This window comes from Microbacterium sp. GW821-FHT01D02 (assembly GCF_059422585.1).
The window spans coordinates 1,409,063-1,431,005 of sequence record NZ_JBWKXB010000001.1 but is presented as its reverse complement, the minus strand read 5'-3'; the positions used below and the strand labels follow the sequence as shown (position 1 = coordinate 1,431,005).

23 protein-coding genes are annotated in these 21,943 nt (G+C 69.5%); 17 read left to right on the top strand and 6 right to left on the bottom strand.

Going from position 1 to position 21,943, the window contains the following annotated elements; translation table 11 throughout:
- Positions 1–45 precede the first annotated feature (45 nt).
- On the top strand, positions 46–1,275 hold the full coding sequence (locus AC07VM_RS07090; protein WP_494910509.1) for a GNAT family N-acetyltransferase: 1,230 nt from the start codon (positions 46–48) through the stop codon (positions 1,273–1,275).
- Here the strand turns inward: AC07VM_RS07090 and AC07VM_RS07085 are convergent.
- Entirely contained in the window at positions 1,265–3,616 is a 2,352-nt protein-coding gene (locus AC07VM_RS07085; RefSeq protein WP_494910508.1) for a sulfatase-like hydrolase/transferase, read from the bottom strand. The two genes, AC07VM_RS07090 and AC07VM_RS07085, sit on opposite strands and share 11 nt — an antisense overlap.
- Before the next feature lie 182 nt (positions 3,617–3,798).
- Between AC07VM_RS07085 and AC07VM_RS07080 the strand changes: the two genes are divergently transcribed.
- Positions 3,799–4,155 (top strand): avidin-fold protein, encoded by a 357-nt coding sequence (locus AC07VM_RS07080; RefSeq protein WP_267416518.1) that lies wholly within the window; start codon positions 3,799–3,801, stop codon positions 4,153–4,155.
- 81 nt (positions 4,156–4,236) lie between these two features.
- Here the strand turns inward: AC07VM_RS07080 and AC07VM_RS07075 are convergent, their stop codons facing one another.
- A complete protein-coding gene (locus AC07VM_RS07075) occupies positions 4,237–4,824 on the bottom strand; it encodes an Lrp/AsnC family transcriptional regulator (protein ID WP_494910507.1) in 588 nt (195 codons plus the stop codon).
- 150 nt (positions 4,825–4,974) lie between these two features.
- Between AC07VM_RS07075 and AC07VM_RS07070 the strand changes: the two genes are divergently transcribed.
- The 5 genes from AC07VM_RS07070 to AC07VM_RS07050 are packed head-to-tail and all read left to right on the top strand — an operon-like array spanning position 4,975 to position 10,189.
- Positions 4,975–6,561: an ABC transporter substrate-binding protein gene (locus tag AC07VM_RS07070; protein WP_494910506.1), complete on the top strand. Its 1,587-nt coding sequence runs from the start codon at positions 4,975–4,977 to the stop codon at positions 6,559–6,561.
- Between the two features lie 11 nt (positions 6,562–6,572).
- Positions 6,573–7,634, top strand: coding sequence for an ABC transporter permease (locus AC07VM_RS07065; RefSeq protein ID WP_267416515.1), 1,062 nt, complete (start codon positions 6,573–6,575; stop codon positions 7,632–7,634).
- Positions 7,631–8,542: an ABC transporter permease gene (locus tag AC07VM_RS07060; protein ID WP_267416514.1), complete on the top strand. Its 912-nt coding sequence runs from the start codon at positions 7,631–7,633 to the stop codon at positions 8,540–8,542. Before AC07VM_RS07065 ends, AC07VM_RS07060 begins: the two co-directional genes overlap by 4 nt.
- The gene (locus tag AC07VM_RS07055) at positions 8,539–9,357 is read left to right on the top strand and encodes an ABC transporter ATP-binding protein (RefSeq protein ID WP_267416513.1); all 819 of its coding nucleotides are present in this window, start codon (positions 8,539–8,541) and stop codon (positions 9,355–9,357) included. Before AC07VM_RS07060 ends, AC07VM_RS07055 begins: the two co-directional genes overlap by 4 nt.
- Positions 9,350–10,189, top strand: coding sequence for an ABC transporter ATP-binding protein (locus AC07VM_RS07050; protein WP_494910505.1), 840 nt, complete (start codon positions 9,350–9,352; stop codon positions 10,187–10,189). The genes AC07VM_RS07055 and AC07VM_RS07050 overlap by 8 nt, the downstream gene beginning before the upstream one ends.
- A gap of 77 nt (positions 10,190–10,266) precedes the next feature.
- Here AC07VM_RS07050 and AC07VM_RS07045 read toward each other — a convergent pair whose 3' ends face one another.
- Positions 10,267–10,971: a hypothetical protein gene (locus AC07VM_RS07045; RefSeq protein ID WP_267416510.1), complete on the bottom strand. Its 705-nt coding sequence runs from the start codon at positions 10,969–10,971 to the stop codon at positions 10,267–10,269.
- Between the two features lie 255 nt (positions 10,972–11,226).
- Between AC07VM_RS07045 and rpsF the strand changes: the two genes are divergently transcribed.
- Genes rpsF through rplI form a run of 4 tightly spaced genes read left to right on the top strand, consistent with a single transcriptional unit; the run spans position 11,227 to position 12,882 of the window.
- Complete coding sequence (gene rpsF, locus AC07VM_RS07040; protein WP_017829852.1) at positions 11,227–11,595, top strand: 30S ribosomal protein S6; 369 nt, start codon at positions 11,227–11,229, stop codon at positions 11,593–11,595.
- A 5-nt stretch (positions 11,596–11,600) separates the two neighbouring features.
- Positions 11,601–12,107 (top strand): single-stranded DNA-binding protein, encoded by a 507-nt coding sequence (locus AC07VM_RS07035; protein WP_494910504.1) that lies wholly within the window; start codon positions 11,601–11,603, stop codon positions 12,105–12,107.
- Between the two features lie 56 nt (positions 12,108–12,163).
- On the top strand, positions 12,164–12,418 hold the full coding sequence (gene rpsR / locus AC07VM_RS07030) for a 30S ribosomal protein S18 (protein WP_017203799.1): 255 nt from the start codon (positions 12,164–12,166) through the stop codon (positions 12,416–12,418).
- Between the two features lie 11 nt (positions 12,419–12,429).
- Entirely contained in the window at positions 12,430–12,882 is a 453-nt protein-coding gene (rplI, locus tag AC07VM_RS07025; RefSeq protein ID WP_017829849.1) for a 50S ribosomal protein L9, read from the top strand.
- Between the two features lie 72 nt (positions 12,883–12,954).
- Here rplI and AC07VM_RS07020 read toward each other — a convergent pair whose 3' ends face one another.
- The gene (locus tag AC07VM_RS07020) at positions 12,955–13,653 is read right to left on the bottom strand and encodes a helix-turn-helix transcriptional regulator (RefSeq protein ID WP_494910503.1); all 699 of its coding nucleotides are present in this window, start codon (positions 13,651–13,653) and stop codon (positions 12,955–12,957) included.
- 73 nt (positions 13,654–13,726) lie between these two features.
- Here AC07VM_RS07020 and AC07VM_RS07015 point away from each other — a divergent pair, with 73 nt between their 5' ends.
- From AC07VM_RS07015 to AC07VM_RS07000, 4 genes are all read left to right on the top strand, one after another.
- On the top strand, positions 13,727–14,482 hold the full coding sequence (locus tag AC07VM_RS07015; RefSeq protein ID WP_494910502.1) for an alpha/beta fold hydrolase: 756 nt from the start codon (positions 13,727–13,729) through the stop codon (positions 14,480–14,482).
- A 9-nt stretch (positions 14,483–14,491) separates the two neighbouring features.
- The gene (locus AC07VM_RS07010) at positions 14,492–14,911 is read left to right on the top strand and encodes an SMI1/KNR4 family protein (protein ID WP_494910501.1); all 420 of its coding nucleotides are present in this window, start codon (positions 14,492–14,494) and stop codon (positions 14,909–14,911) included.
- 93 nt (positions 14,912–15,004) lie between these two features.
- Positions 15,005–15,334 carry a hypothetical protein gene (locus AC07VM_RS07005; protein ID WP_494910500.1) on the top strand — a complete coding sequence of 110 codons (330 nt, stop codon included), beginning with the start codon at positions 15,005–15,007 and terminating at the stop codon, positions 15,332–15,334.
- 172 nt (positions 15,335–15,506) lie between these two features.
- Entirely contained in the window at positions 15,507–16,073 is a 567-nt protein-coding gene (locus tag AC07VM_RS07000) for a DUF805 domain-containing protein (RefSeq protein ID WP_494910499.1), read from the top strand.
- Here AC07VM_RS07000 and AC07VM_RS06995 read toward each other — a convergent pair.
- On the bottom strand, positions 16,070–19,834 hold the full coding sequence (locus AC07VM_RS06995; RefSeq protein ID WP_494910498.1) for an efflux RND transporter permease subunit: 3,765 nt from the start codon (positions 19,832–19,834) through the stop codon (positions 16,070–16,072). The two genes, AC07VM_RS07000 and AC07VM_RS06995, sit on opposite strands and share 4 nt — an antisense overlap.
- Positions 19,835–20,275: 441 nt before the next feature.
- Here AC07VM_RS06995 and AC07VM_RS06990 point away from each other — a divergent pair, with 441 nt between their 5' ends.
- On the top strand, positions 20,276–20,785 hold the full coding sequence (locus AC07VM_RS06990; RefSeq protein ID WP_494910497.1) for a hypothetical protein: 510 nt from the start codon (positions 20,276–20,278) through the stop codon (positions 20,783–20,785).
- 98 nt (positions 20,786–20,883) lie between these two features.
- Positions 20,884–21,243 (top strand): hypothetical protein, encoded by a 360-nt coding sequence (locus AC07VM_RS06985; RefSeq protein ID WP_494910496.1) that lies wholly within the window; start codon positions 20,884–20,886, stop codon positions 21,241–21,243.
- 240 nt (positions 21,244–21,483) lie between these two features.
- Here the strand turns inward: AC07VM_RS06985 and AC07VM_RS06980 are convergent.
- On the bottom strand, positions 21,484–21,943 hold a 460-nt coding region (locus tag AC07VM_RS06980), incomplete at its 5' end, for a chaplin family protein (RefSeq protein ID WP_494910495.1).

The following is a 21,943-nucleotide window of genomic DNA, read 5'->3' as shown; positions in this document are numbered from 1 at the left end:
CGTGCGTGGACATCGATCCGCAGGATGGCCTCCTAGGCTGTCGACGTGAAGTCCGACACCGTGCCCCCGTCCGCCTTCGCGTGGGCGATCGCCCGCATCGTCGTCGGAGCCGCGGTCATCGGCGTCCTCGGGTACGGCTACACGCTGCGCCTCGAGGCGGGCGACGGGAATCCGTTCGACTACTTCGGCTACTTCACCAACCAGACGAGTCTGCTCGCCGCCCTCCTCCTGGTCGTGACGGGGGCGGTCGTGGTCGCGGGTCGTGGGGTGTCCCGCGCACTCATCCTGCTGCGGGGAATCGCGACGGCCTACCTGATCGTCGTGGCGGTGGTCTACAACGTCCTCGTGCCGGGCACAGGATCGGCTCCGCCCTGGATGAGCGCCCTCCTCCATGCGATCTTCCCGGTGCTGTTCGCCCTGGACTGGCTCTTGAGCCGTGACCGTGCGCGTCTTCCCTGGAGTCGGCTGTGGCTGCTCCTGCCGTATCCGATCCTGTGGCTCGCCGTCGTGCTCATGCGCGGCGCGACCGACGGATGGGTGCCCTACGGATTCCTCCTCCCCGAACGTGGGATCACGTCGCTGCTCCTCCACATCGCCGGGCTGCTCGCCGCAATCCTGGCGGCAGGGGCACTGGTCTGGGCGGCGAGCCGGTTGCGCGGTGCACGGACGGACGCCGTCGCGCCGACCGTCCACGCGTCGACCGGCCACGCCCCGGAGTTCCCGATCCGCACCGCGCGCCTGCTCCTGCGCCCGATCGTGCTCGCGGATGCCGAGGCGATGCACGCGTACAAGTCCGATCCGGATGCGGTGCGCTACGTGCCGTACGAGCCGCTGACCCTCGCCGACGTCGAGCGGCGCATCGCCACGACCTGGGCGAACACGCGGTTCGCGCAGGAGGGCGACGCGGTCTCCCTGGCGGTGGAGGACCGCGAGACCGGAGCGCTCCTCGGCGACGTGGTGCTGTTCTGGCGCAGCGAGACCGACCGCGCCGGTGAGGTGGGCTACATCTTCGACCCCCGGGCCGGCGGGCGCGGCTATGCGACCGAGGCGGTGGCAGCGCTGCTCGCCCTCGGCTTCGACGGCCTGGGACTGCACCGGATCGTCGCGCGCATCGACGACCGCAACACGTCGTCCGCGCGAGTCGTCGAGCGGCTCGGCTTCCGGCGCGAGGCACGGCTCGTGGAGAGCGAGTGGTTCAAGGGGGAGTGGACCACGCTCCTCGTGTACGCGCTCCTCGAGGACGAGTGGCGCCTGGGCTCCGGCGCTACTGCTTGAGCATCGCCACCGCGAGCTTGTGCTCGTCGTCGATCAGGTGCGAGTGATCGTCGTCGCCGAGGTCGATGCGCACCCACTGGAGGGTTCCGGTGAATGCGTTCCCGGCCGCCGGATAGTCGGGTGAGACCGGGGAGGCCAGATCGCAGCCGACGTCGACCGTCTCGTCGAACGTGAACTGGAACGGGATCGTCTTCTGCACGCGCCCCTCACCGATCCTGTCCTCGCCGACGTACAGCGTGACGGTGCCGCCCTTGGCGAGTCCACCGCCGTCATACGCGAAGTGCGCGCGGAGCTCCTGCTCCCCGGCGGGGATCGGACTGTCGGAGCGGACGATGTCGACGTCGATGCCGAGCAGGTTGTAGGCGAAGGCCAGATGCCCGTCCTTCGCGTAGAACGACCAGCCGCCGTAGGCTCCGCCCTGCGCGATCAGCACGCCCTCCGCACCGGTATCCGGCACCGAGACCTGCGCGGTGACCGTCCACGACTTGTTCTTGATGTTGATCGTGGTGTTCTCGCTGAGCCGCCTCATGCCGGGATAGAACTTCTGCGTGTCGCTGAGCGAGAGGACGGGCCGACCGGCGAGATCGGGATTGAAGCGCTCGGCGGTGCGGATGTCGAGCGGCAGCACGTTGAAACGCGCGGCCTGGATGAGGAAGAGCTGCTGCAGGTGGGCGAGCTTCTCCGGCTCCTGCGCGGCGAGGTCGTTCGACTGCGTCCAGTCCTCCTCGACGTTGTAGAGCTCCCAGACGTCGTCGTCGAGACCGTGGTCGGAGCCGAGCCAGGGGTCCTTGTGCTTCGCCACCGCGGTCCAGCCCTTGTGATAGATCGCACGGTTGCCGACCATCTCGAAGTACTGGGTGACGTGTCGCTCCTCGGCGGCGGCATCCGCGAACGTGTAGTTCATCGGCGTGCCCTCGTACGGGCGCTGGGTCACGCCGTTGACGGTCGTCGGCTCCGGGATGCCGGCGGCCTCGAGCACGGTCGGCGCGACGTCGATCACGTGCGAGAACTGATTGCGGATGCCGCCCTTCTCGACCCCGCCGTTCGGCCAGCTGACGATCGTGCCGTTGCGGGTGCCGCCCCAGTGGCTGGCCACCTGCTTGGTCCACTGGTACGGGGTGTCCATCGCGTGCGCCCAGCCCACCGCGTAGTGGTTGTAGGAGCGGGGAGTGCCGATGTCGTCGATGTGATCGACGACGTACTGCTCGGTCTCGATGTCGTTCATGTGGTTGATCGTGAAGCCCTCGTTCGTCGTGCCGTGCATCGACCCCTCCGCACTCGCACCGTTGTCGCCGATGATCACGTAGACGAGGGTGTCGTCGAGGATGCCGAGCTCCTCGTACGCGTCGAGCAGGCGGCCGACGTGGTGGTCGGCGTAGGACAGGAATCCCGCGTACACCTCCATCTGTCGCGCGAGGGCGGGCTTGATGAGGTCGCTCATGTCATCCCACGCGGGGATGCCGGCGCTGCGCTCGGTGAGGACGGCATCCGGCGGGATGACGCCGAGCTCGAGCTGGCGGGCGAAGGTCTCCTTGCGGATCTCATCCCAGCCCTGGTCGAACTCGCCCTTGTACCGGTCCGCCCACTCAGCGGGAACGTGGTGCGGGGCGTGGGTGGCGCCGGGCGCGAAGTAGGTGAACGCGGGCACGTCGGGGGCGAGCATCTTCTGCTCCCGCGTCCACGCGATCGCCTTGTCGGTCATGTCGCCCATGAAGTGATAGCCGTCTTCGGGAGTGCCCCAGGGTTCCACCGGAGTGGTGTTCTCGTAGAGCGCGGGGTACCACTGGTTGGTCTCGCCGCCGATGAAGCCGTAGAAATACTCGAAGCCGTTGCCCGGAGAGGGCCAGCCGTCGAACGGTCCGATCGCGCTCGCCTGCCACACCGGGACTTCGTGGCACTTGCCGAACTGGGCGGTGTTGTAGCCGTTGAGCTTGAGCGTCTCGGCGAGCGGGGCGCAGCTGTTGGGCCGCAGCGAGCTGTATCCGGGCGCCGAGGTCGCGATCTCGGTGATGCCGCCCATGCCCACGGTGTGGTGGTTGCGCCCGCTGAGCAGCGCCGCTCTCGTCGGCGAGCACAGCGCCGTGGTGTGGAAGCGCGTGTACTTCAGGCCCGCGGCGGCGACACGTTCGAAGTTGGGCGTGTGCACGGGGCCGCCGAACGCACTCGACGCGCCGAACCCGGTGTCGTCGATGAGCACGACGAGGACGTTGGGGGCACCCTTCGGCGGGCGCACGGGGGTAATCGGCGGGAACGCCGTGTCGGGGTCGGTCGCGTCGAAGGTCACCGTGCCGGAGTACGCCAGGTCGGGGATCGGAAGGCTGGAACGCTGGGGCTCGGTCATGCTCACTCCTCGGAATCGCGGCGCGACGTCAGGGCGCCTCCTGCGGCACAGCGTAGGCACGCTTCCGCGGTCGGGGATGGCCTCGTTCACCTGTTCCGGGTGATCCTCGGCGGGGCCGCGAGCCCCTGCGGCAGGAACCCGGTCGCATCCGGGCTGCGACGCCATCCCGCATAATCGAGGATGTGACTGCGACAGCAACCCTCCCCTCCCTCCATGGCCGCCGCTTCCGGATGATCTCGTCCACGACCTCGGCGGTCGACCCCGAATCGCCCAGCATCTTCGAGTACTTCGAGCGCGACGGCGCGATCTGGGGCGGATACGAGGGCGACACGGTCACCTTCGGCAAGTTCGTCGGCACGCGCACCGGCGACACGATCTGGGTGTCCTTCGTACACGTGCTCGTCGCCGACGGATCGGTCGTGACGGGTGACGGCGAGAGCGAGCTGGAACTCGCCGAGGACGGCGGCATCCGCCTGGTCGAGCACTACGAGATGCACGGCCTCCCGCAGCTCAGCGTGTGCGAGGAGATCGCGGTCTGACGGCGTTTCGTCTCGCTTCGCTCGCTCAACGACCGCGACCGGTCGTTGAGCGAACGAAGCGCAGCGACCGAGACGGAACGCTCAGCGGGGCGGCAGGGCGTCGCGGCCGGGTGAGGCCGGCGTCCAGCGCGTCATCCCGAGCGGGATCTCCGTGCTGCGCTCCGGCAGATCGGCCGGCAGCAGATAGGGCCGGCGGATCACCTCGTCGAGCACGACGACGCTGACGACCGTGCGCACCTCGGGCAGCTGGGCGATGACCCCGGTGGAGAACTCGTGCACGCCGCTGACGTCGACGGCACGGATGAGCAGCATCGCGTCGTGCTCCCCGGTGGTGATGGCGCACCACTCCACGTCGGGCATCTCCAGCACGCGCTCCCGGAACGAGGTCCACGCCTGGGGCATCACCGTGACGAACACGAGCGCCCCGATCGAGAGCCCCGCCTTCGCCTGATCCACCCGGGCGCTGAAGCCCGTGATCACGCCGTCATGGACCAGCGACTCGACCCGCGTGTAGGCGTTCGCCCGCGAGATCCCGACCCGATCCGCGAGGGCGGCGATCGAGACACGACCGTTATCCCGGAGCACTTCGAGGATTCTGTATGCGGTCTCGTCCAAAGGGGCGGCACTTCGTCCAGAATGCTTCGACGGTTCCGCATCCTTGCTGGACATATTGCTCTCCACATCCGAGGTTCTGGACAGAGCGTGTCGGTGTGACCCGCACTTGCTGGACACATCGTCGCATATGATGCGAATCTGATCCACGGTCGTCCACATCGGTGGCGACTCACCCGAATGTACTCCTCGCCTTTGGAGGCCCTCATGTCGTCACGCCGTATCACGCCGGTCATCGCGCTCGGAGCCGTCGCGCTCCTGGCGCTCGCAGGTTGCTCGGGAGGGAACTCGGCAGGCAACGGCGAGCAGTCCTCCGGCTCCGACTCCCTCGTCATCGACACCGCGTTCTCGATCGAGACCACCGACCCGGGTCACACCTACGACCCGACCGGCAACATGATCGCGAAGGCCCTGTACGAGACCCTCGTCGACTTCGAGGGCTCCGACGTCTCCACCCCTGTCCCCGGACTCGCATCGTGGGAGCAGAACGACGAGGCGACCGAGTTCACCTTCACGCTCGAGGGCGACCGCGTCTTCTCCGACGGCTCGCCGATCGAGGCGAAAGACGTCGTCTTCTCGCTCCAGCGCATCCAGGGCATGGCCGACGCCAAGCCGAACTTCCTCCTCGGCGGCCTCACCATCACCGAGGTCGACGACAAGACCATCCAGTTCACCTCGGAGACCCCGCTGCTCCAGCTGCCGGCGATCCTCGCGAACCCGGCGCTCGGCATCGTCAACTCCGACGTCGTGATCGAGAACGGCGGGACCACCGACGGCACGGACACGGCGCAGAAGTTCCTCGACGGCGCATCCGCGGGCTCCGGACCCTTCGTGCTCGACACGCTCGACCTCAGCTCGCAGGTCGTGCTGACGAAGAACGACGAGTACAACGGCGACGAGGAGTCGGCCTACAAGCGCGTCGTCGTGCGCAACGTCTCGGAGAGCGCCACTCAGCTCGCCAACCTCAAGGGCGGCGACTCGATGGTCGCGATGGACCTCAACGGCGACCAGGTCGCCGGTCTCGGCGACGACATCACGGTCGACTCCGTCCCGTCCGGTCAGACGATCTTCCTGCTGCTGAACCAGTCCGAGGCCGTCGCCGGAGAGCTGGCGAACGTCAAGATCGCCGAGGCGATCCGCTACTCGCTCGACTACGACGCGCTGCTCGAGCTCGCCGGTGCCGGCTCCGTGCAGGCGACCGGCGTCATCCCGCCCGGATTCGAAGGCGCACTCGACGGCGGTGTGAAGCAGGACCTCGCCAAGGCGAAGGCCGCGCTCGCCGAGGCCGGGTACACCGGTCAGACGCTGAAGCTGCAGTTCCCGAACGACTACCCGGTCGGCGGCGTGGAGTTCACCCCGCTCGCCGAGCGCATCCAGGCGCAGCTCGAGGACGCCGGCATCACGGTCGACCTCGCTCCCGCCCCGTTCGCGACCGAGCTCGACTCCTACGTCAACGGCACCGAGGGCTTCGGTCTGTGGTTCTGGGGCCCGGACTACGCGGACTCCGCGAACTTCCTCCCCTTCGGCCCGGGTCTGAAGGTCGGCCTCCGCGCCGGCTGGGCCGCCGAGGCCAACCCGGAGATCGCCGGCATCGCCGCGGGGGCTGCCGCCGCGACCGACGCCGACCAGCGCACGGCCGCCTTCACCGAGTTCGCCGAGGCGATGCAGGCCGAGGGTCCGTTCGTCCCGCTGATCGTCCCCGGTCGCAACATCTCCTCCGCGGACAGCGTGAAGGGTGCGGTGTACAACTCCGTCTGGGAGATGGACATCGCCGAGATCACGCCGGCCAGCTGAACGGACATCCCATGACGACAGTGGCGGTGCAGAGGCAGGCGCAGCGGCGCCGATCGCCTCTGATCGGATACCTGCTGCGGCGGGCCGGCACCTCCCTGCTCCTGTTGGTGGGCGTGACGATCGTCACGTTCGCGCTCACCAACCTGGTGCCGGGAGACCCGGTCTCGGCCGCACTCGGTGAGGGTGCGTCGCAGAACCCGGCGACCCGTGACGCCTTCATCAAGGAGCACGGTCTCGACCAGCCACTGTTCGTGCAGTACTTCATCTACATGGGGAACCTGCTCCGCGGGGACCTCGGCACGTCGCTGGTGACCGGACGCCCGGTCACCAGCGACCTCGCCACCGCGGTGCCCGCGACCATCGAGATCGCCATCGGCGCCATCATCGTGAGCCTCGCGGTCAGCATCGTGCTCGGCACCCTCGCCGCGTACCGTCGCGGACTCGTCACCGACCAGGTGATCCGCGTGGTCACGCTCGTCGGACTGAGCGTGCCGACGTTCTGGCTGGCGCTGGTCAGCTTCTACGTCTTCTTCCTGGAGCTGCGCATCGCGCCGGGCTCCGGACGCATCTCGCCGTCGATCACGCCACCGCCGCGTGTGACCGGCCTCTACACGGTCGACTACCTCCTGAACGGCGACGGCGTCGGCTTCTTCGACGCCCTCGCGCACCTGGCTCTTCCCGTGATGGTGCTCTCGCTCGTGACGATCGGCCTGCTGACCCGCTTCATCCGCACGTCCGTGCTCGAGGTCCTCGGCAGCGACTACGTGCGGGCCGCCCGGGCCAAGGGGCTCCCGGCCATGCGCGTGATCCTCGATTACGTGCTGCGCGGCGCCTCGCTCCCGATCCTCACGGTGGTCGGTGTCGCGTTCGGCGCCCTGCTCTCCGGCACCGTGCTCGTCGAGTCGGTGTTCGCCTGGCCCGGCCTCGGCACGTACGCCTACAACTCGGCCGCGAACCTCGACCTCCCCGGCATCATGGGGGTCGGTCTCGTGGTCGGCATCATCTACCTCCTCATCAACTTCATCGTCGACCTCCTCTACGGCGTGCTCGACCCGAGAGTGAGGATCGCATGAGCCGCATCGCCGCCGCCTCCCCGGCAGGGCGCTTCCGCTTCCGCTGGCCCCGTGCCTGGCGCACCCCGCTCGGCATCATCGGCACCGTCATCGCCGGCGCCTGGGTCATCGTGGCCTTCACGGCGCAGTGGTGGGTCCCGTACCCGCCCAACGCCCAGGTGCTCCCGCGTCTGCAGGCGCCCGGCATCGACACGTTCCTCGGCACCGACGGCAACGGGCGCGACATCTTCTCCCGCCTGATGACGGGTGCGACCGTGAGCCTGCCGCTCGCGCTCATGCTCGTGATCGCCGCGATGATCATCGGCACGCTGATCGGCGCACTCGCCGGATACTTCGGCGGCTGGGTCGACGAGACGCTCATGCGCATCACCGACCTGTTCATGGCCTTCCCGACCGTGATCCTCGCCATGGTGGTCGCCGCCTCGCTCGGACCGTCGCTGTTCAACGCGGTGATCGCCGCGATCGTGGTGTCGTGGCCGCAGTACTCCCGCGTCACACGCAGCATCGTCCTCGGACTCCGCGGACAGAACTACGTGATCGCCGGACGCCTGCTCGGACACTCGCCCGCGCGCACGCTGTTCGTCGACATCCTCCCGAACATCGCCGGCCCGGTGCTGGTGCTGGCGACGCTCGACATCGGCGCGGCGATCCTGCTCCTCTCCGGGCTCTCCTTCCTCGGCCTCGGCGCACAGCCGCCCACGGCCGAGTGGGGCTCGATGATCTCGGGCGCGATGCAGAACTTCGACGCCTGGTGGCTCGGGGTGTTCCCGGGTCTCGCGATCCTGACCGTGGTGCTGGCGTTCAACTTCCTCGGCGACGCGATGCGCGACGTGCTCGACCCGACGGCCGAGATCACGCACGAGAAGGCCGCCGAGCACAAGGCCTCTGCGACGGGAGTGGCCGCATGACCGGGCAGGGAGCCTCCGTGCTCAGCATCCGCGACCTGACGATCGACATCGGACGGCCCCTCGTGAAGGGCGTGTCGCTCGAGCTCGAGGCCGGGCGCATCCACGGCCTCGCCGGCGAATCGGGATCGGGCAAGACGCTCACCTCGCTCGCCGTGCTCGGACTGCTGCCGCGCCAGGCGCGCACCGGCGGATCGATCTCCCTGTCGGGGGAGGAGCTCGTCGGTCTGAAGCGCCGCGCGCTCAACCGGGTCCGCGGCAAGCGGATCGCCATGGTGTTCCAGGACCCGTCGGCCTCGCTGCACCCGCAGCTGCCGGTCGGGCGTCAGCTCACCGACCACATGCGCGTGCACCTCGGACTCAAGGGCGCGGCGGCGCGGGAACGAGCGGTCGAGCTGCTCGAGACCGTGCAGGTGCCGAACCCCGCCGAGGCTCTCAAGCGCTACCCGCACCAGTTCTCGGGTGGCCAGCGTCAGCGCATCGCCATCGCGTGCGCTCTCGCGTGCGACCCCGAAGTGCTGCTGGCCGACGAACCCACGACCGCCCTCGACGTCACGGTGCAGGCCGGCATCCTGAAGCTGCTGCGCGACCTCGCGATCGAGCGGAACCTCGCCGTGCTGCTCGTGACGCACGACCTGGGCGTGATGAGCGCGATCGCCGACCGGGTGGCCGTCATGAAGGACGGTCGGATCGTGGAGCTCGCCGACCGCGCGACCCTGTTCCGCGATCCGCAGCACGACTATACGCGCATGCTGCTCGCGGCCCTGCCGGGTTCGCGCATCGACGAGGCACCGGAAGGGCAGGCCGCTGATGAGTGAGGTCGCCGTCCTCGACGCGCACGACGTGGTCGTGCGCTATCCCGGGAGCCCGCCGGTCATCGCCGTGAACGGCGTGTCGATCAGCGTCGCGGCGGGGGAGACCGTCGCGCTCGTGGGCGAGTCCGGCAGCGGCAAGTCCAGCCTCGCCCGGGCCGTCGTCGGCATCGAGAAGATCGCCGGGGGCACGGTGCGGTTCCGCGATGCTCCCGTGTCGCCGCTCGGCATCCGCCGCCGCTCGATCGCTCTCACCGGCATCCAGATGGTGTTCCAGGACCCGGCGACCTCTCTCAACCCGCGACGCCGCGTCGGCGACCAGATCGCCGACGGCATCGCCACCGCCCGCGCTCGTGGTGCCGAAGGGTCGACCGTGGACGAATGGCTCGAGCGCGTCGGGCTGCCCACGAACGTGAGCACCCGCTTCCCGCACCAGTTCTCCGGTGGACAGAAGCAGCGCATCGCGATCGCCAGGGCACTGGCCGCGCGGCCGTCGCTCCTGGTCGCCGACGAGCCGATCTCGGCACTCGACGCCTCGACGCAGACGAGTGTCGCCGGCCTGATGCGCGACCTGGTGGCGGAGTCGGGCGCGGGGATGCTGTTCATCTCGCACGACCTCGCCGTGGTCCGTCGCATCGCCGACCGCACGTTCGTGATGTTCGGCGGGCGCGTGCTCGAGTCCGGACCGACCGATCAGCTCTGGGCCGCGCCGCAGCATCCGTACACGCAGGCGCTGCTGGCCGCGATCCCGGAGCCCGACGGCGCCGGACGCATCCCCGCCGCCCCCTCGGTCGACGACCGGACGGTGTGGGCGGAGATCCCGCCCGTCATGTACTGACGCCGCATACGACACCGCTTCTGCGGACAGAACGGCGGGCCGGGGGATCACCCCCGGCCCGCCGTGTCCGCTTCCGCTCAGAGCGGTGCGACGATGTCCTGCTTCTTGTCCCACTCGGTGATCTCGAGCACGACCTCCACCGACTGCCCCTCGACGGACGCGGTGCTGGTCGACGCCAGGTTGACGTAGTCGGGCGTGACCTCGAAGAGGACCTCGATCGAGGTGCCCTGCTGCTCGATGGTCCCGTTCAGGAGGAACACCTTCTGGCCGAGGCGCTCGCCCGTGCCGGTCACGGTGAACTCGCCGGAGAGGGCCTCTGCGGCCGTGGCCGGGTCCATCGACGTGAGGTCCGCGGCGCTGGTGCTGAGCGCGGCGATGACCGGGTCGCTCGACTTCGGGTCGGCGGGCTGCCAGTCGCTCGTCGCGGACTTCACCCACACGTCGTCACCGATGGCGATCACCGAACCGGCCGGCGAGAGCGACTCGACCGCCTTCTCGGACGGGTTGAAGCGCGACGTCGAGTCGATGCCCATGATGCTGGTCTTCGCCGCGTAGCCGGCCGTGTCCGCCATCGCGTCCGCGATGCAGGCGCCGAGCTCGGAGCCGTCGACGGTCGCGCCCTCCTTGAGCTCGGGGCAGTCCGTCTTCGGCGCTTCCGCCTCCTGCGATGCACCGTTGCCGGTCTTGGCGTCGGTGGCGGTGTCGGTTCCGCCTCCGGCACAGCCGGTGAGCAGAACGGCGGCGGCGAGAATCACGCCGACCCCCCATTTGTTGACGCGCATGGCGTCCCCCCTCTGGTCGGATGCCCGGTGACGATCACCGGGCACTGCCATCCAGCATGCCAAACCATCGCGGGCTGCTGCCATCACGCCCGGTGCGGCGGAGGGCTCGTTCGCGACTCCGGCCTGAGTCCGCTAGACTGTCGAGGTTGTCTGCCCTCCGGCGTCCATTCGGGATTCTCGGGGCGGGCACGTGCACACACCCTCCTGCTCCCGGGAAAGTCCCGAGAGCCGTTCTAGTCCGAAGGAGGTGGGTAAGTGACGCACCAGTACGAACTCATGGTCATTCTGACCCCCGAGATCGACGAGCGCACGGTCGCCCCGACGCTCGACAAGTTCCTGAAGGTCATCACCAACGATGGTGGCTCGATTGACAAGGTCGACATCTGGGGCAAGCGCCGTCTGGCTTACGAGATCCAGAAGAAGACCGAGGGCATCTACGCCGTCGTCAACTTCACCGCGACGAGCGAGGCCACGCAGGAGCTCGACCGTCAGCTGAAGCTGAACGAGCAGATCATGCGCACCAAGGTCCTCCGTTCGGAAGAGGCTCAGGCGATGGTCGCTTCGGAGGCCAAGCGCTCCGAAGAGAAGGCTGCTCGCAAGGCCGCCAAGGCTGCGAAGGCCTGACGTCCATGGCCGGCGAAACCGTCATCACCGTGGTGGGAAACCTCACGGCCGACCCCGAGCTGCGCTACACGCAGAACGGGCTGCCGGTGGCGAACTTCACCATCGCATCGACGCCTCGGAACTTCGACCGCGCCGCGAATGAGTGGAAGGACGGCGAAGCGCTGTTCCTCCGTGCATCCGTGTGGCGCGAGTTCGCCGAGCACGTGGCGGGTTCGCTGACGAAGGGCATGCGCGTCATCGCGCAGGGCCGTCTGCGTCAGCGCTCCTACCAGGACCGCGAGGGCAACCAGCGCACCGCGATCGAGCTGGAGGTCGACGAGATCGGCCCCTCGCTCCGGTACGCGACCGCGCAGGTCACCCGTGCGGCCTCGACCGGCGGTGCCGGCGGCGGCGGACAGTCGCGCCCCGCGCAGCAGCAGGTGTCGGAGGAGCCGTGGTCCACGCCCGGCTCGTCGACCAGCGCGGATGCCTGGAGCACTCCGGGCAGCTTCGGCGACGACACCCCGTTCTGAACAACTTCTGGATCCGGCCCGCACGGCCGGCATCCGCTCATCACTAAGGAAAAACAATGGCTGGAAAGTCGAGCGGCGACCGCCGCAAGCCGCGGAAGGGCGCGAAGAACGCCGCTCCCGCGAAGTCCATCCGGGTCGGTGTCATCGATTACAAGGATGTCGCCACCCTCCGCAAGTTCGTCTCGGAGCGCGGCAAGATCCGCGCCCGTCGTATCACCGGTGTCTCGGTGCAGGAGCAGCGTCTGATCGCCACGGCGATCAAGAACGCGCGCGAAATGGCGCTCCTGCCCTACGCTGGCGCCGGCCGGTAAGGGGTATCGAGATGGCAAAGCTGATTCTCACGAACGAGGTCGCCGGGCTCGGTAGCGCCGGTGACGTGGTCGAGGTCAAGAACGGGTACGCCCGCAACTTCCTCATCCCGCAGGGCTTCGCTACGGCGTGGACCCGCGGTGGCGAAAAGCAGGTCGCATCGATCCAGGCCGCGCGTCAGGCACGCGCGATCCACGATCGTGACGACGCTGTCGCACTGAAGAACGCTCTCGAGGGCACGAAGGTGCGCCTCACGGTCAAGGCCGGCAAGGAGGGTCGTCTCTTCGGCTCGGTCAAGACGGACCACGTCGCGGATGCTGTCGCAGCCGCCGGCCTGGGCTCGATCGACAAGCGCAAGGTGCACATCACGTCGCCCATCAAGGTGACCGGTGAGCACGAGGCGACCGTGCGTCTGCACGACGACGTCACCGCAGTCATCACGCTGCAGGTCGTCGCCGCCAAGTAAGGCACGTCGAGAACGCCCCCTGTCCTCCGGGACAGGGGGCGTTCTGCATTCCTCGGCGTGATCGACCCGCGCTCACGCGGCTCCGCCGTGCACCGGTCTGGCGTTCGCCGGAGGCTCGCCGACCTCGTCGACCGTGTGACCGGTGCAGGCGATCGCGGTCACGTCGGCGCGCTCGACCCGCGACACGGTGAACCAGCGCATGGCGTCCCGCAGTCGGCACCACCCGACCAGGTACCACCGGCCGTTCGTGGAGGCGAACAGCACAGGTTCGACGTCGCGGGTGGTGGTGCTCCCGTCTCCCGCGGTGTAGCGGATGCGGACGACGCGCTGCTCGGCCATCGCCTCCTCCAGCGCCGACCTGATCGCGCGTGAGGCAGAGGGTGGCGCATCGACCCAGACGCGGTGGGCCAGCTCATCGGCGCGTGCGCGGGTTCGGGGATCGAGCACGTCGAGGATCTTCCGGACGCCGGCTGTCGCCGAGTCGGCGTACGGAGCATCGGCCGCCGCTGCCACCGCCGCCAGGAGCGCCACGGCCTGCGCGGGGGACAGGCTGACAGGAGGCAGGGTCGCGCCGACCGCCAGTCCATAGCCGCCGCCCGGACCCGGGCGCGACCAGAGCGGTGCGCCGCTGCGCTCGAGCGCCGCCAGGTCGCGTTTGACGGTGCGTACGGAGACCTCGAACTCCCGGGCGAGGCGCCCGGCGGACGTGCCCCGCGATCCGCTGCGGCGCAGCATCTCGGATAGGGCGTGGAGGCGCTCGGCGCGCTTCATCGAATCGCCGTCCCAGAATTCATGACATAAATAGTGACACACACCTGCCCGGAGCGGGGAGGAGGCTGGTGCCATGACACAGACGACGAGCAGTCCGACCATCCTCTTCATCGCCGGCCACTGGCTGGGGGCCTGGGCGTGGGACGAGGTCCTCGAACACCTGGGCACCGACCGCTCTCGTCCGGTCGCGGTGACGCTGGCGGGTCTCGACGCGAACGATCCCGAGCGCGCGACGAGGAGTCTCGACGATCAGGCCGCCGGGATCCTCGACGTCATGGCTCGGCTCGGTGTCTCTGAGGAGCAGCCCGCGATCATCGTCGCGCACAGTGGGGCGAACGCCCCCGTCAGTCTCGTCCTCGATCGGCACCCCGAACTGATCGGTCGAGTGGTGTGGGTCGACTCCGGACCGGTCGCGACCGGCAGCGTCTTCGCTCCCGACCTTCCGGAGGAGGTGGAGGAGCTTCCGCTCCCGCCCTTCGAGGTGCTCGCGCAGCAGGCGAGCCTGGAGGGCCTGAGCCCAGAGACGCTCGAGCGCTTCCGTGAGCGGGCCATCCCCGAGCCCGGTCCCGTGCTGCGTCAGCCCGTCGAGCTCGTGAACGATCGGCGCCGCACGATCCCGACCACACTGGTGTGCTGCTCGATCGAGAGTGCGCAGGTGCTCGAACTGGCGCGTGCCGGACACGCCATGTTCGCCGAGGTCGCGACGCTCGATCACCTCGACGTCGTCGACCTCCCCACGGGGCACTGGCCGATGTGGAGCCGGCCGCGCGAACTCGCGACCCTGATCCAGGCTGCGGCCTCGGGCGCATCATCGGTGCTCCGCGAATAGGCTTGTGGCATGCCGTTGCCTGAGGAGCTCGTCGCGCGCATCGAGCGCACCGTGGCCCTGTACGGCGCCGGTCACCCCGTCTCCGCCGCGGAGATCCGCGAGCGGTCGTCTGCCATCGGACTGCTGCCCGACGAGGACTATGTCGAGTTCGTGAGCCGTTGGGGCGGTTGCTTCGTCGGGGTGCCCGTCCACGGATGGGGCAACGCGTCCCTTCTTGGAAGCGAGACCTGTGTGGACCTCACGATGCGGAGCCGAGCGGACTACGGGGATCTCGTCGATGGTCTCGTGATCGCGGATGACGGCGCGGGCAATCCGATCTGGATCTCCCCGAACGGACCGGTGTATCTCATCGATCACAACAACGGCTTCGAGGTCGTGCAGCTCGCCGGCAGCTTCCGCGCGCTGCTCGACGACAACGTGCCGAGCTGAGCACGACGCCGACCGCGACCCGGCGATCCCGGCCGCTTCGGCACGATCCCGGGGTTGTCCGGTCACGATCGACGCGGCGATAGGTTGGGAGTCATGACGCGCCACTACTCGTTCGAAAACCAGGGCGTCTTCTTCACGATCGCCATGGTCGCGTATCTGTTCTGCGGCTTCCAGATCCTCGGCCACATGGGTTCGACGACGTCGATGTTCTCCGGCCCCGAAGCCGAGGCGGGGCTGAAGCTCTGGAACGGCGTGATCGCGATCGTCGCGGTCGTCCAGGGGGTCCTGGGCGGCCTCTCGATCGCGGATCAGGCCAGGGCGCGGGAGTGGCCGCTGGTGTTCTCGATCCTGAATGTGCTGGTCGGTCTGGGATTCATCGTGTTCTACCTCGGATTCCTGATCGCGCAGCTGATCCACGGATAGCCCCGCGCGAGCCGTTCGGCCGGCGTCAGGAAGGGGCCCGGACGAATCTGCTCCCGATGCCCTGTCCCCCGAAATGCCTACAGACAAGCGTCGGCGCCCGCGAAATGCTCGAAGCGGACCCGTCCCCGCTTCCGGCCGTTCGAGCCGCGCTTCCGATCACGAGACCTTGGGTATGACTACTCCCCTCCAGACACCGCACTCCTCGCCGTACGCTCCGCTGGTCGGCGCGAGCCCCGTCGCAGCGGTGCGAAGGTTCTTCGGACGGGCCTTCCACCTTCGCGGGCGGGCCAGCCTGAGTGAGTACTGGTGGTGGACGCTCATCCACATCCTGGTCAGTTCAGCTCTGGGGTGGCTCGTCGCCCCGACGGACGGCACTCTCGAACTGAGGATCGGCCCGGTCGGAGCCTGGGGGGCGTTCGATTTCGCCGTCTTCTCTCAGGAGCCGGCGGCGTTCGTCGAGACGCCCCCGATCGTTGCGACCCTCGCGGTGGTCTGGTCCGTCCTCACCTTCATCCCCGCGATCACCCTCGCGGTGAGGCGCCTCCACGACTCCGACTGCACAGGGTCATGGCTCCTCCTCCTGCTGCTCGGTCCGTTGGGCTCCGTCATCCTGCTCCTCATGATGGCCAGAGCTTCGCGCGCGGCCGGCGCTCAGTTCGACGGACCGATCAATGAGGAGGACGAGTCCGCGTCCCCGGACAGAACGCGCGACACGGCGGGTCTCGCCGACACGCCCTAGGGGGCCTCCTTCACGGCATCCTCCTCGATGTCGAAGACACCCGTCGAGGCCTCGGAAGCGGCGGCGCGTCGCTCCTCGCGTCGGATCCGACGCTCGGCGCGCCGGGCGATCCGGCGATCTCGGCGGCGTTCCACGAGCGTGTACAGCACCGGGACCAGGACGAGCGTGAGCAGCGTCGACGACACGAGGCCGCCGATCACGACGATGGCCAGCGGCTTCGAGATGAACACCCCGCCGCCCGTGAGTCCGAGCGACATCGGGATCAGCGCGAACACCGTCGCCGCAGCCGTCATCAGGATCGGGCGCAGGCGCAGACGCGTGCCGTGCTCCACCGCCTCGTCGAGCGTCGCGCCGGCCTCGCGCAGACGGTTCACGAGGTCCATGAGGACGATCGCGTTCGTGACCACGATGCCGATGAGCATCAGCAGGCCGATCAGTGCCGGCAGGCCCATCGGAGTCTCGGTGAGCAGGAGGCCCAGGATCGCACCGGTCGCCGCGAAGGGGATCGAGATGAGCAGCACGAGCGGCCCGCGGAAGTTGCGGAACGTCGCGACCATCACCAGGAGCACGAGGACGATGGCGCCGAGCATGGCGAGGCCGAGCTGACCGAAGGCCTCGTCCTGCTGCGCCGTCGCGCCGCCCTGTTCGAAGGTCACTCCCGCCGGCAGGTCCGTCTCGGCGATCGCACGATCGATCGCGAGGCTCGCCGCCGAGAGCGCACCGTCCTTCGGGGTCACGGTCAGGGTCACCTGGCGCTCGCCGTCGGCACGCGTGATCGTCGGGGCCGTGAGCTCCTCCTCGACCGTCGCGATCGCCGAGAGCGGGATCGCCTTCCCGGTGACCTCGGTCGCCGCCTTCTGCTCGGCCCGGGCCGCCTCGGCCTCGGCCTGCTGGGTCGCCGCATCGGACCGCGCCTGGCGAAGCGCCGTGATCTGCTCGTCCGCACCGGCGATGCCGGACTGCGCAGCGGCGATCGCGCCCTGCAGTGAGGCGACCTGCTCGGCCCGCTCCTCCTGGGCCCGGCGCATCGCCTCCGCGTCGGGGTCCAGCGGGTCCTCGGGGACGATGGGGGCGGCGGCGAGAGCCGCCAGCTGCTTGTTCAGGGCGCCGACCTGGGCGGAGAGCTCGGAGCGCTGCCTGCCCGCCGCGTCGATCTGCGAGTTGAGCTCGTTCTCCGCCTCGATCCGGGCATCCTCCGCCTTCGCCTCGGCCTTCGCCTCCAGGGCCTCGGCGGCGGCCTTCTGCGCCGCTGCGGTCTGCTGCGGCGTGATCGGGAGCACGATCTCGCCGAGCTTGTCGGCGGTGCGCTCCGCACCCGGCGTGCGCACGACGATGTCGCGCTCCTGACCGTCGAACATGAGGGTGCCGACGGTCGAGCCCGCGAGCGCTTCCTGCACGGCCTTGGCGATCGTCGCGCGGTCGAAGCCGAGGCGCGTGGCGAGGGGCTCGTCGACCTGCACGCGCAGCACGGGCTGCTCACCCGCGAGCTCGCTCTTCACGGAGCGCACACCGTCCGCGTCGGCGAGCTGCTCCTCGAGCAGATCGCTCGCGGTGCGGAGGGCCTCGGGGTCGTTGCCCGCGATCTGCAGGGCGATGCCGTCACCGGCGCCCCCGACGAACGCGTCCTGGGACGCCAGCTCGATCTCGCCGCTGTCGGGCAGCGCATCGAGCGCATCCCGCACCTGCGACTCGACCTCCGCGACATCGGAGTCCTTCGCCAGCTGCAGGTCGTAGGTGATGGCGGTCGGTGTGCCCGGCATCGGGATCGGGATCGACGTGATGACGTCGGAGATGCCGGTGATGCCGCCGAGCGCCTTCTCCACGGGCTCCGCGGACGCGACGAGATCCCCCACCGCTTCCTTCGGGGGAGTCTGGACGACCTGCAGGCTCTCCTGCCCGGACGATCCGAGGAAGTCCGTCTGGATGAACGGCGTCATCCCCAGCGTCGCGACGAGCAGCAGACCCGACACGACGAGGGTGATCACCGGATGCCGACGCGTGGCGTTCAGCGTCGGCATGAACGTCCGCTGCAGGCGGTCCGGGGCGCTGTGGATCTCGTCCAGCTCGGACGGCTCCGCCTGCGGACGCGTGTCTTCGACCGGCGGCGAGAGGACGGCGGTCGCGGCGGTCGCGGCGGTCGCGGAGGTCGCAGTGTTCGCGGAGGTCGCGGTCGACGTAGAGGACGACGTCGCGGGGAGCGCGGCCTCGGTCGACTCGGCATCGTCCGCCAGGGCGGGAGCGGCATCGTCCGGGACGGCGGGAGCGGCGTCGTCGGCAGCGGCCGGGCGGTGCGCCGGCGCGTTCTTCAGGAACCAGGACGCGAGGACCGGAACGATCGTGAGCGAGACGACGAGGGAGGCGAGCAGGGCGATCGACACCGTCACCGCGAACGGGCGGAACAGCTGACCGGCGATGCCCGACACGAAGGCGATGGGCAGGAAGACCGCGACCGTCGTGAGCGTGGACGCGGTGATCGCGCCCGCGACCTGCCGGACCGAGGCGACCACGCCCTCGGTCGTGAGCGGACCGTCGCCGCGACGTCTGCTGATGTTCTCGATCACCACGATCGAGTCGTCGACGACGCGTCCGATCGCGATGGTCAGGGCCCCGAGGGTCAGGATGTTGAGCGAGTTGCCGCTCCACCACAGGCCGACGAGCGTGATGAGCAGCGACAGCGGGATCGACACGGCCGCGATGACCGTCGAGCGCCAGGACCGCAGGAAGGCGAGGATCACGAGCACCGCGAAGATCAGGCCGAGCCCGCCCTCGACGGACAGGTCGTGGATGGACTGCTCGATGTAGGGCGCCTGGTCGAACAGCGTCACGAACTCGGCGTCGAGGGTCGGAGCGAGCCGGTCGAGCTCCGCGTTCACACCGTGCGAGATGTCGACCACGTTGGCGCCCTGCGACGGGGTGACCTGCAGCGTGAGCGAGGGGTTCCCGTTGACGCGCGAGATGGTCTCCGCCGGCACGGTCTCGATCGAGACGTCGGCGAAGTCGGCGACCGTGACGGCACCGTCCGGAGTGGGCACGGAGAGGGTCTGGATGTCCTCCAGGGTCACCAGGCGCGAACCCACCGTGACCGAGATCGGGCCCTCGGGGGACTTCGCCTGCCCGGCGGGGAGCGCCGCCCCGTGCGCCTGGAGGATCGGTCCGAGCGCCGACGGCTCCACCTTCAGGCGGGTCACGTCGGCCGGGCGGAGGTCGATCGTGATGCGCTGCGTCTCCTGGCCCGCGAGCTCCACATCACGCACTCCGGGTACGCCCTGCAGCGCCGGGACGACCGTCTGCTGGAGCGCCTCGCCGAACGCCTCCTGGTCGCCGCTGCTCCCGGCGCTCAGCACCATCGCGGGCAGGTCACCGGCACCGCCGGAGGCGACCTGGACCTCGGTGCCGGACGGGAAGCCCTGCTTCATCGAGTCGGTCGCGCTGCGGATCGTGCGCAGCGTCTCCTCATCGTCCTCGCCGAAGGTCCACTGGACGAGGATCTGTGCGGATCCGCTCGACGTCGAGGACGTGACGCTCGTCACACCGGGCACGGCGCGGACCGCCTGCTCGAGAGGCTCGGTGACGCTGCTCGACATCTCCTCGGGTGCGAGACCCTGCGACTGCGCGGTCACGTAGGCCGTGGGCACCTGCATCGACGGCATCAGCTCCTGCTTGAGCGAACCCATCGCCACGAGGCCGAGCACGACGATCGCGAGTGTCGCGAGCGAGAGGATGAGGCGGTTCTTGAGGCTGCTGCGCGTGAGGAACGACATGGAGCGGTGAGGTGCTTTCGGCTGGGGCGCGGCAGCACGCGAGGAGCGAGCGCGCGGCGCGGAAGCCGCCGGGATCGGCCGGACCTCGTCGTCCTGTGCCGGATCCGTGGGTCCCGGCGCAGTCCGATGAGATGCGACTGAGCTCCGACGACACGATCGACGCTTCCGAGCCTGCCGGGTCGAGCGCGCCCGGTCATCCTCCCGCGGGCTGATCCCTCTCCACCCGCGGGTGGACACCTGCCGGATCGATGGCCGCGCGGTGCGTCCTGAGCGGAGAGCACCCGCCCACGGCGCACGCGTGCGACCCCGGACATAGACCTTCGTCGAGAAGACTGACCGAAGGTGCACAGACCTTCGCCGTAATGAGTCGGCCCGGCCCTGCGTCTCTCCAGTGGGAGACGTTCGGGCCGATCCGCGGCCTGGACCGGAGGGCGGAGGACCATGGACGATCGAGGGGGAGTGGAGGAGCTCTTCGAGGAGCTCGAGAGCGCGTGCGGGGGCACGGTGAAGACCGTCACGAAGCGGGTGGCGGAGCTGACGGGCCTCGACATCGAGATCGAGCTCCTCGAGGAGTGCGACTGGGCGTCCGTGGCGAGGGGCACGCTCGTGAGCGATGATCACGCGCGGATCCCGCTGCGGAAGTCCGATCCTCGTTGGTACCGGCTCCACGTCGTGAGCCATGAGCTCGCGCACCTGCTGTGCGGGCACTCGCGGTGCGAGAGCCTGCCCATGACCTTCGAAGACCTGCACACCCGTGCGGGCGTGAGCGTGCTCGCGGGGGCGAGCGCGCCCGGAGGAGCGGCCGCGCCGTCGGGTGGGATGCTCGCGGGGCCGCGGTCCGATCAGCAGCAGCCCGAGCAGCAGGAGGCCGAGGCGGAGCGGCTCTCTCGTCGCCTGAGTGGGCTTCTCCTCGTCCCGCGTTTCGCGGACGCCGGTGCGCTCTTCGGCTGAGCCCATGCGGTCACTCGCGTCCCTCGGCGATGCACGTCCGATGCGCTGAATAGACTGACGCTCCCGGGCCGCATCGGCGCTGCGGGGGAGGAGACGCCATGGGGAAGCGCAAGACACCGGAGCAACTGGCAGACGAGGAGCGCCGCTATCGGCTGGCGCGCGGCGCGCACACCCCGGAGGAGTTCGAGCAGCTCGTCACCGATCCCCATCAGGCGATCCGTGCCGCCGCGGCGCACAATCCGGATGCCGACGAGGCGGCGCTCGCCCGCTTCGCTCATGACCGGTTCTGGGGAGTGCGGATCGAGGTCGCCCATCACCCGAATGCCACCAGGGAGATCCTGCTCGGCCTGCTCGAACCCCACCCGCCCCGGCGCGGCGTGGTGCATCACGCCGCCAGGGAGCGCCTGATCGCCGAGGGCGTCGTCTTCGATGAGGACGGTCTGCCCGTCGTCGACTGACGCCGCGGCCGTGAACGCCTCATCGGGGATCGGCGCGATCGGGGTCGCGGCCGCGGCACGCAGGGCGGTGCGGGCGCGACGGATGCCCCGTGGTGGGGTGACCACGGGGCATCCGCCCTCTGCGCCGACGTCGAGCGACGGTGAGCTGGGGCTACGATCCCGTCGGGGTGGGGAACGACGCGGCGCACCGGTGGCGCGGGATCTCCTCCCCCGAGGATGACCGCACCACCGGCGCCTTCACTACGCCGTCAGCCGACGACGTCGCAGGAGTCCTGCGGCTCCGAGGAGGAGCAGGACTCCGGCGAGGGTGATCAGGCCCGCAGGCGAGCTCCCGCCGGTCATGGCGAGACCCTCCGCCTGGCCGGTGGTCGCCGCGCCCGAGGCGGTGGCGCCACCGGTCGAGGTGCCGGGGGTCGTGCCGGGGTCGGTCCCCGGGTCGGTTCCAGGATCCGTTCCGGGATCCGTTCCCGGGTCCGTGCCGGGGTCGGTGCCCGGGTCCGTTCCGGGGTCGGTTCCCGGGTTCGTTCCGGGGTCGGTCACCGTGCTCTCGCCGACGACGGAGATGGCGTTCCCCCCGATCGTGATCGGCAGGTTGATCGGCAGCGCCAGCTGGGTGCCGCCGAGGATGCCGTCGGTTCCGGTGGTGGTGGTGCCTCCGGTCGCGGGTGCGGTCGGTGCGGTGGTTCCCCCGGTCCCGGTG